This is a genomic window from Xanthovirga aplysinae (genome assembly GCF_009711365.1).
GTDB classification, from domain to species: domain Bacteria; phylum Bacteroidota; class Bacteroidia; order Cytophagales; family Cyclobacteriaceae; genus Xanthovirga; species Xanthovirga aplysinae.
Map to the genome: position 1 here is coordinate 1 of NZ_SMMB01001010.1, position 6,565 is coordinate 6,565.

Below are 6,565 nucleotides of genomic sequence, written 5' to 3' on the forward strand. Positions count from 1 at the left end.
AGAGGTTTTATTGTAATTAAAAAAGCCTTTTTGGAGATGTTCATAGTCTGATATTGGCTATTCAAAAATGTGTTGATAATGAAATCGAGTTAGTTAATCCCTTGAGTGCAGCTAATCTTAAGTATGATTTTGGCCAATTTATTTTTGTCCTAAATAAGATTGATATAGAATAGCATCATCCAAGTTCAGATACAATTTCTATTGAAATTTTCACCGATAGTGAAAAGGTTTTACATTATAAAGCCAGGTCTAATAGAAAAGAAATGATCTTAGGTATAAAGTCGTTAAGTGATAAAAATGACAAAAGAGAAAAAAATAAACAAAATGTCAGGGTTTCCTATTTCAATAATCTTTTAAGAGTTGTTCAGAAACTGGATAAAGTAGGTTTATTGTAAGATGACCTTTAAGAATAAAGTTAGGTAATCGACTGTCCTTAATTTCCTTCATTACAAAATCTTTTGCCTCCAAACCATATAGTTAGGAAATTTCGGGGCAATCTATACCCTCAACTCGGATTTTGTGTTTTTAACGGGTTCAGTTAAAATATAAAATGGATCACCGTTCGATATATCTTTAAAAGTACCGTTTAAGATTATTACCGGTCCTTAAAAAGTGAAAAGGAAAATAATAATTATAGGTTGATTCATTATATTAATATTGGAAAAACACTTCCACTTTACCCGAGAATCATCAAAAAACTGGAAGTAAACCAAAAGAGGAAATAGGAAAACGGCCTTTATGATCAAAAGAAATGGAAATAAAATACTCCCACCTAGCAAGAAAGTGGAAGTAATACCCCTTAACTACCGGCACATAGGCTATTCCTTTAGGGTTTTAAAAGGATTTCTAACGGCTCGGCTACCTGCTGTGCTTTCTTAGTGTTGGTTTGTTGTGTTGGTTTGTTGTGTTGGTTTGTTGTGTTGGGAAAGCATTGCAGCTAGCCATTGTAGTATTTTGTTCTATTTATTTGAGTTTTCTACATCTAACAACATTTTATCTAATTCTTCTCTATTAAGCCATTTCCCTTTGATCATAACACCCAAAATGGTTTTGGTATGTCTAATATCCTCCAATGGGTTTTTATCTAATAAAACCATATCAGCTAACTTTCCTTCTGAAATGGTTCCGCTTTGAGCAATGGTATTCAGGTATCGTGCCGGGTTTACAGTAGCTGTTTTTAGAGTTTCGTAGGTAGAAAGCCCAGCACTGTGTATTAGTTCTAATTCGTGGTGAAGAGAAAACCCCGGAAGAAAAAGACCATAAGTATCACTTCCTGCCATTAGTGGTATTCCCTGATTGTGAAGTATTAGGGTGAATTCTTTTAGCCAATTCAATTCTTTTCCGAGTCGGGTTAAGGATTCATTTGTGGTAAACCAAGATTTTGATCTAAAATTAATTTTGTCCGATGTCCAATAATCTAAATATAGTTTCGGGAGATACTTTAGATTTTCATCCTTATTTAGTATTGCGGACTTCTTCGGATCAGCATAACGGCTTATCATTTCAAAAGTTCCCAAAGTAGGAGATACATAAATACCACTCGTTTTAATTTCTTTTGCAGCCTGTTTCAGGTATGTCCTAGAGTTCCTTTGTTTCTCACTAAAGATATTCATGAATTCTTCTAAGTGAGCAATAGATTTCATCCTAAGCGAATACTCTAATGGTAGTTCTCGTTGACCATGCCCCACAACCTCGATTTTTTCCTTTTGTGCGAGCTCCAATAATTTTAAATAGATGTTTTTAGGTAAGTTATCTGCAATTTTCAAGTAGTCAAACCCTTTTTCTTTGTGATAAGCAATTACCTTATTTACCGATGCAATATTGTTTAATTGATTTCTGGTCAGATAAGGACCTGTGGTGTAGTAATGTGGCGCTAAAAAAGTGTTCTTTTGTGCTTGTTCTCTTATTTTTATATGGTCTTGCCCTTGGTATTCAGCCATGTTTCGAGCCGAAGTAATTCCGTTGGCTATTAAAAGTTTAAATTCATTTTCAATGTCGTTCTGTAAATGATAATGGGTTTCTACCAATCCAGGAATTAAATATTTGCCCGATGCTGGTATTTTAAGGTCGATCTTATTTGTTTCTTTCTCCGAAGCTGATTCAATTTTTATAATTTTATCGTTTGCTATAATTACCCTTTGATTAGGAATAATAGTCTCAGAATTCATCGGGATTACATTTACATTTTCGAATGAAATTACCTTTGTCTGAGAGCAACAGGGAGAGAGTGAGATAAAAAAGATTATTAATAAATAATAGTGTTTACGTAAGTCCATAATTTTCTCTTTTTTAGTAAAAAACTTATGGGGCAAACTTAGGTCGGAGGAACTTTTTTGTGGTTCTGAATTATGAACTTATGAGAAAATAGAACTTATTGTTCCTTAAACTCTCTGGGAGTCAGCCCAGTTTCTTTTTTGAAGTTTGTGTAAAAAGATGTCTTCGAATTGAACCCGCATTCTAATCCAATCGAAAGTAAACTGTATTTATCAAAGGAAGGGTCCTTTATCATCTTTTTTATGTCCTTTACTCGATATGAATTGATGTAGTCTGAAAAACTAAGAGATGCATTCTTCTTAATAACTTGAGAAAGATATCCGCTACTTATCCCTAGTTCTTCGGCCACCTTATCTCTACTTAAATTTGGGTTGTGATGTATCTTTTCTTTTTCAAGTAAAACTATTAATTTTTGAAAATGAGGATTTTCATTTATTACTGGGATTTGTGATTTTTCTACTGAGGTTTTTAGGATAGTTCGAATTTCAAATTGATCGTTTGATAATTTGAATTGATATAGTCCTTTGTAGATTAACCAATAAATAAGAATAGAACTTAATGCCCATAAATAAGTTAAAGGCAATTTTTCGGAGTAGATAAAACGGTAGGTTTCTAATAGGATACCGTATAGTAGGATGATTGAAAAGAAAGCCCAAAGATATTTGAGCCATTTTTCGCTTAGGTTGTGGTTTTTAAGAAGGGTGTATTTATAGGAAAAGAGTATAAGACTAAAAGGAAAAATTATAGATAAAAAACTGACGGTCTTATAAAAAAGCACTACGGCATCCTCACTTAAAACAGGCGTGTTGGTGATATGAAATTTTGTGCTTAATGACACAAAAATATTAAGTAGACTAAGGGCTAAAAAAGGAAGGAGAAGAGTTCGTAGCTTTTTTGCTTTTATGGGGGGTACATCGGATGTTTTATAAAAGAACATAAAATAAGTTACCGGGTACAAAAATTGCCATAGAAAGAGGTCCAATACGTTTACAAGGATAGGGTTCATTCCAATGTCCCAGAACCAATTATTTAAACCCACAATAGCCATTATTAATAAGGTAAACCCTAAATAATTATTGGTAGATTTTTTAAAGAATTTAGACAATAAAAGGACCAAGCCTAAAACGAAAGAATGAAGGATGGCAATAAGTGCAAAAAGTTCCAAAAATAAGATTTTCATTAGCTAATGTATTCTCTAAAGATTGTAGGATTTTGGATGCGGCTCCAGTAATGAGTTGCAACACCCAAATAAAATGAGTATGCTTCCCAGAAGCTATAAACAAGGAAACTTTCTACTCCCACCGTCAGATCAAAGAGCTCAATTCGCATATTCATTTTAGTATTTGTTGTGATTCGTTTATTCTCGAAACAGTTCCGAATTAACCAGTTGGCGAGAAATTAATGGAAGTTCATTCCAACTACCCTGTTCATCTGCAGTGCCAAAGAAAGCAATGACTAAATCCAAGGAAGTCGAAATGTACAGTCCTTGTCCATTATTACCTAATTTCATAAAATCGCCGTTACTGTAAATTTCATCCCATTGATAGCTGTTATTCTTTATTTCTTCAGAAAACAATGACTTGGTGGCGAGGCTTTTGTTGTACCCTGCTTGGATATTTTCCAGATATGTGTCGGAGATAAGCTTTTCATTTTCTCTACCAGAGGGGACAAAAAGTAGCCCAAATCTTGCCAGGTCTCGTAGGGTTGAGTTCATGCCTCCAGCAGAAAAGCAATCTCCGTTCGAGGTTGTAATCAGGCTCCCTTCAAATCGAGGACCAGCCTTTTGCCAGATTTCTTTTTCAATAAATTTGGAAAAACTTTCTTCTGTGACTTCTTCTACCAACCATGCCAGTATTTCGGTATTTACAGATGAATATTGAAATTCTCGGCCAGATGGTTTGATACTTTTTATTGATTTCAAGAATTCAATAGGTGTTTTGCTTTTTGCTTTAAGATTTGCAAAGCCGAAATTGTCGTAGAAGAGCAAAAAATTTGATTTTTCGTCTTCTGAAAACGTTTCAACTACATCCATACCTGAAGCCATATCTAAAATATCTCTTACTGATACTTTTTCCCATTCCGTGTTCTCAAATTCTCTTAAATAATTACTGATTGGTTCGGAGGTATTGACCTTATCCTGATCCTCTAAAATAGCAATTGCCGTACCTACTAGTGTCTTGCTAACAGAGAACCAGATATGTTTATCATTCCAGAGCATTCTAGGATATTCTTCTAGTACAATTGCACCTCTATGTAATATTATCAAACCATCCACAGGACTCTTTGAGATGTACTGCTTCAATGTCATCGAGCCGAGTTCTGAATCAACCTGAAAAGATTTAATATTTTCATTGATTTTAATAGGAAGTTCTTTGAAAATGGCGTCTGGGTTCAGTGTGGTATTGAAGAAGAATTCAGACATATTAAGAAAAATATATCTAGAAAAATCACCTCCGCCTCCGGTTAACCATTGGTTGAAGTCATATTCAAACTTTTGATGGAATTCCCTTTTTTGCTCAAGTGAAAAACCTTCGTAATCCTTGAACTTATCAAAATAGTCAGGGGTAATCTCCTTTTCACTCTCTGTTCTAGTCGAACAACCAAGTACCAGTAAAATTAGCGTTAGAATTTTGAACTTATTCATTCAGAAGCATTCAATGAATCACAACGGTAAGTATAAAAATAGTAGTTGGGGCTAAGTGTTTGCTTTGCGCGTCTATTAATTTTATACATTGTTGTGCTTAGTTTTTATTGCTTTGATATCACTACTTTTTTTCCAATCAACTGGTCTGTTTCCAAGCAATCCACAAGATATTTGGCTGCACTTTGTCTGCTAATGGTCAGATGTGGTCTGGAATTATTGTCAAATGTTTCTTTGATGTTTTCCTTCCTCCTTGAATTGGTAAGTCCAACTGGTCGAACGATTGTCCAATCCAATTTTGATTCCGAAATTATTTTCTCTTGTCTTTCGTGGTCTTGATATGCAATTCCTATATTGCTGCTTTCAATAAACCATTTGGGAATGTCATTTTTAGTTTCGGCAACTCCCCATGCCGAACATACTACAATGCGTTTTAAATTCCCTTCTTCTGCAATTTGAACTAAAAGGTTCATTACATCAGAAAGATATTTTTTTGGTGTTCTTAGTTTTGCCCAAGGAAAGTCAGATTTTCTTGAAATATTCAAAACGCTTATTATACTGTCACAGTCCGAAATAGCTTTTTCTAAGTCGGTTTTATTGTTCGGGTTTCCTTCAATTACTGTTATTCCATCTTGTTTTTGAATTCGTTCAGAATTTCGAGAAAGACAATTCACTTCGTAGTCACTTTCAAGTGCCTGCTTTAGGACATATTTTCCAGTTCTTCCTGTTGCTCCAAGTAAAAGTATTTTCATATGTCAAAATTAAGTACAACGGCCCGGCTGGTTTATGTGCTTTTTTAGCGTTGGATTTTTTGTGCGCTGGCAAAGCATGGCAGCTCACCATTGTTGTGTGGCGTTATTCTGTGTTCTCATTATATTTTATCACAATCCTACCTAATTCGTCAACCAGAAGAATACCATTTATTTCATTAGTAAAATCAGGTTCTTTCCTAGACACATAATCTTGGAATTCAATAGTAAAATTAGCTAAGTTTTCTCCTATTTTATAATTCCTTTTCGCAGTACAATACTTAGTCCGAACCGAATGTTTTATTTCAATAAATGATTTTATCAAACCGGCTGAATCAAAAATCGCCAAAAATTCTTTATCACCTATCTGACTGTTCGGTATAATAAAAATGTTGTAATCAGTAATCGAAGTAATGAATTTGATACCGTCAAAAACATTCAATCTTATCGGTGTTTCGATAAAAGTATACCTTTCATCCTTATCAGCATAGCATCCCGCTCCATCAATGTCTAAATAATAATGCATTGCTGTATCATATGGTATATTTCCAGAATTATCTGTACTAATGAACTTTAAAAAATCATCCCCCTTACTGAAATATCTACCTACACTATCATTTAGCAACCGAAATTCAAACGTTAGCCCATTTACTTCATTATCTTTTGAATTTGATGCTTTATTAGAATCAGAATCTATTTTAGTAAGGCTTGGATGTACTCGGTTCTCCTTTAATTCTTTGTTTTTGGAATCAAATGAACAGGATGCAAAAACACCTAAGAATGAAACACAAATTATTATTAAATTAATCCTTTTCATAAAGTCATCTGTTTGTCAAAAGTATCAAATGCACTGTTCGCCCTAATGCCACACAACAACCAGATATACCACATATGTGGTATA

5 protein-coding genes are annotated in these 6,565 nt (G+C 34.0%); all 5 read right to left on the reverse strand.

What is annotated here, in order from left to right; all coding sequences use genetic code 11:
• Window positions 1–959: 959 nt before the first annotated feature.
• Window positions 960–2,168: an amidohydrolase family protein gene (locus E1171_RS10300; protein WP_187696381.1), complete on the reverse strand. Its 1,209-nt coding sequence runs from the start codon at window positions 2,166–2,168 to the stop codon at window positions 960–962.
• 203 nt (window positions 2,169–2,371) lie between these two features.
• Window positions 2,372–3,454, reverse strand: a complete 1,083-nt coding sequence (locus E1171_RS10305) for a helix-turn-helix domain-containing protein (RefSeq protein WP_155205924.1) — start codon at window positions 3,452–3,454, stop codon at window positions 2,372–2,374.
• Between the two features lie 177 nt (window positions 3,455–3,631).
• Entirely contained in the window at window positions 3,632–4,918 is a 1,287-nt protein-coding gene (locus E1171_RS10310; RefSeq protein ID WP_155205925.1) for a serine hydrolase domain-containing protein, read from the reverse strand.
• 104 nt (window positions 4,919–5,022) lie between these two features.
• Window positions 5,023–5,667: an NAD(P)-dependent oxidoreductase gene (locus E1171_RS10315; protein ID WP_155205926.1), complete on the reverse strand. Its 645-nt coding sequence runs from the start codon at window positions 5,665–5,667 to the stop codon at window positions 5,023–5,025.
• Between the two features lie 103 nt (window positions 5,668–5,770).
• Window positions 5,771–6,481, reverse strand: a complete 711-nt coding sequence (locus tag E1171_RS10320; RefSeq protein WP_155205927.1) for a hypothetical protein — start codon at window positions 6,479–6,481, stop codon at window positions 5,771–5,773.
• Between the last annotated feature and the right edge of the window lie 84 nt (window positions 6,482–6,565).

Bases quoted from the DNA above. Each gene is read 5' to 3' on its own strand.
- E1171_RS10300 (WP_187696381.1), bottom strand. From the start codon at position 2,168: ATGAATTCTGAGACTATTATTCCTAATCAAAGGGTAATTATAGCAAAC.
- E1171_RS10320 (WP_155205927.1), bottom strand. From the start codon at position 6,481: ATGAAAAGGATTAATTTAATAATAATTTGTGTTTCATTCTTAGGTGTT.
- E1171_RS10315 (WP_155205926.1), bottom strand. From the start codon at position 5,667: ATGAAAATACTTTTACTTGGAGCAACAGGAAGAACTGGAAAATATGTC.
- E1171_RS10310 (WP_155205925.1), bottom strand. From the start codon at position 4,918: ATGAATAAGTTCAAAATTCTAACGCTAATTTTACTGGTACTTGGTTGT.
- E1171_RS10305 (WP_155205924.1), bottom strand. From the start codon at position 3,454: ATGAAAATCTTATTTTTGGAACTTTTTGCACTTATTGCCATCCTTCAT.